This is a genomic window from Polaribacter sp. (assembly GCF_965656025.1).
Classification (GTDB): domain Bacteria; phylum Bacteroidota; class Bacteroidia; order Flavobacteriales; family Flavobacteriaceae; genus Polaribacter.
Map to the genome: position 1 here is coordinate 1 of NZ_CBFHJT010000124.1, position 2,545 is coordinate 2,545.

Consider the following 2,545-nt stretch of genomic DNA (forward strand, 5'->3'; position numbering starts at 1 on the left):
TTAAACGACTCTTTAGAAATTTTTAAAGATAAATTTTGATCAGAAATTTTAGATAAAACCTCAGACTTACCAATCGAAATTATTTCTTGTGCAGGTAATTGTTTAGAAAACAATAACACAATTATAAGTATGCTTTTTACTATTTTTTTCATCTATTTAATTTTAACACTGCAAAACTAAATTGAATAAAATGTTTTTTTAGTAACATTAGTTACCAAAGAAAAAGCACTTAATCCATAAAGGCTTAAGTGCTTTTTAACCAAACTTAAAACTAAAAGTTAATTACATTGCTCGTTAGTACTACTTACTATGCTATTAAATTCATCTTGAGTTATAAACTGAGGTGTGTAAGTGCCTCCATTTTTATCTAACCCTTTCATAAAACTTCTTAAATGATTTCTAGATCCACATTGTAAACTTTGATATACGTTTATAATTTGTGCATTTTCAGTTTCAGAAACATAATCTTCTAAATCTTTAATATCTAAATCTTCTATGGTTGCACCAATTTTTAAAGCATCAACAACACTTTTTGCACCATCTACTTTAAATGTATCGTAAAATGCTTGCAAATCTGGATCACTAAAAACACCTTCACCTAATATTGTATAAGAGGTATTAGACTGTTTTAATAAATTTTCAATAGCATTCATATGCGTTTGTTCACTTTTTTTAATGTTTGCAAACTGATTTAAACCCCAAGTTTTGTCTAAATATTCATAGGTGTCTCTTGCTAATTTTTCTTCTTCTAGCATAAACAACAATGCTTCAGAATCTTCTGGTAAAATAGCTGCATTTTCTTCAATATTATCAAATACGTATTCATCTTCTGTGTCACTAGAACAAGCATTTGTAAGCGTTATTAATATTATAAAGGTGAATAAATACTGTATTTTTAATATTGCTTTCATAATTTCTAAAATTTAAAATTCTTTGTATAAAGGTATTCTAAAAAAAAGAAATTATTAGTAACTTAAGTTACATTGGCAAGTCACTTTTGTGCCTTATATTTGTGTTGTAATAACATTGATACAAAACACTATCTTCGTTGGTTTTTCTAACAAAAAATAAAACCCTTTTTTACGCCATTTTTTTAAGCAGTCTTATATTGTATAATATGTTAAGAGTTTCTTTTACGTATATCTATTATAATTTAGACCCAATTGGTTTTATAGAAGAATTGTGTGAAAATAAAGACCAGCCTGAATTGCAATGTAATGGTAAATGTCATTTAAAAAAAGTAACAGAAAGCAGTCAAAATTCTGAAGAAGTTCCGCTGCAAATTATAGATTTCAAAGATATTTTACTACTTCAGCATACTGCTTCAGAGGTCAGTTTCAAGAAAAAATCTACCTTGAAAAAAGCCCTTTTTAGTTATCAAAATTATTACAAATATCTTATGAGTAATTCTAGTTTTCATCCTCCACGAATTTAGTTTTTTAAAATTTAAAAAAAACTCTTATCAAAACAATAAGAGTGTACAATCTTATAAAAAACTAAAAATTTAAAAATGAAAATAATTTTTAGTGTGCTTATATGCGCACTTATTTCTACAGTTTCTTTTTCTCAAAAAATAAAAAAAGATACTGTAAAAAGAATAAAACTAGATGAAATTATCATCACAGGGAAATTAAAAACAGATCCGATACATACAATCATTTCAAACAGATATGACAAAAATGTGGTACAACCCAAAAACGTTGCAGATTTATTTAACAATATCAATGGTTTTTCGGTTATTAAAAGAGGAAATTATGCCATAGATCCATCCTTTAGAGGAAGTCAATATGAACAATTGAACATTCAATATGATGGAGGCACCAAAGCAATGCATGCTTGCCCAAATAGAATGGATCCTATTACAACGCATATTATTCCAGAAGAAATTGCTAAAATAGAAATTATAAAAGGCCCTTATACTGTCCGTTATGGCGCTACTTTTGGCGGAATTGTAAATATGGTGTCTAAACAACCCAATTATTTAGATAATGGTTTTCATGGAAAGTTTTCTTCGGGTTTTGAAACCAATGGAAATTCTAGTGTAAACATGCTGCAATTGCAATATATAAAAGACAAATATGATGTAGTTGGTAATTTCGGTTACAGAGATTTTGGCAGTTATAAAGATGGTGATGGTACCGAAATTCCTTCTTCTTTTTTAAGTACAGATTATGGTGTTAAAGTGGGGTATAATTTTACTGATTTTGAGCGTTTGCAATTTCATTGGAGACAATCTTTTGGACGTGATGTTTTGCATGCTGGTTTGCCTATGGATACAGAATATGACAATAGCAGCATCGCTTCTTTAGATTATAAAAAATCGAATTTATCAGGTAAATTAAATAGTATTTCTGCCAAAGCGTACTATAGTTATGTAGATCATTTAATGACCAATACAAACAGGTCTTCTTTTATGATGATGGAAGCTGCCTCTGCTGTAGAAGCTACTACAATGGGTGGAAAAATAGAACTGAATTGGCAACCTACTAAAAACGTTGATATTTTTAGTGGTGTTGATGCTCTGTTAATTGCTAGAGATGGTGGA

General features: G+C 28.7%; 3 protein-coding genes. 2 read left to right on the forward strand and 1 reads right to left on the reverse strand.

Features of this window, described 5'->3' with window-relative positions; all coding sequences use genetic code 11:
- Nucleotides 1-278 precede the first annotated feature (278 nt).
- A complete protein-coding gene (locus tag ACTG3S_RS14225; protein ID WP_439129993.1) occupies nucleotides 279-911 on the reverse strand; it encodes a DUF2202 domain-containing protein in 633 nt (210 codons plus the stop codon).
- Nucleotides 912-1,117: 206 nt separating this feature from the next.
- Here ACTG3S_RS14225 and ACTG3S_RS14230 point away from each other — a divergent pair, with 206 nt between their 5' ends.
- Nucleotides 1,118-1,435 (forward strand): hypothetical protein, encoded by a 318-nt coding sequence (locus tag ACTG3S_RS14230; RefSeq protein WP_439129994.1) that lies wholly within the window; start codon nucleotides 1,118-1,120, stop codon nucleotides 1,433-1,435.
- Nucleotides 1,436-1,510: 75 nt separating this feature from the next.
- Nucleotides 1,511-2,545, forward strand: a 1,035-nt coding sequence (locus tag ACTG3S_RS14235) for a TonB-dependent receptor plug domain-containing protein (protein WP_439129995.1), incomplete at its 3' end; no start/stop codon positions are given.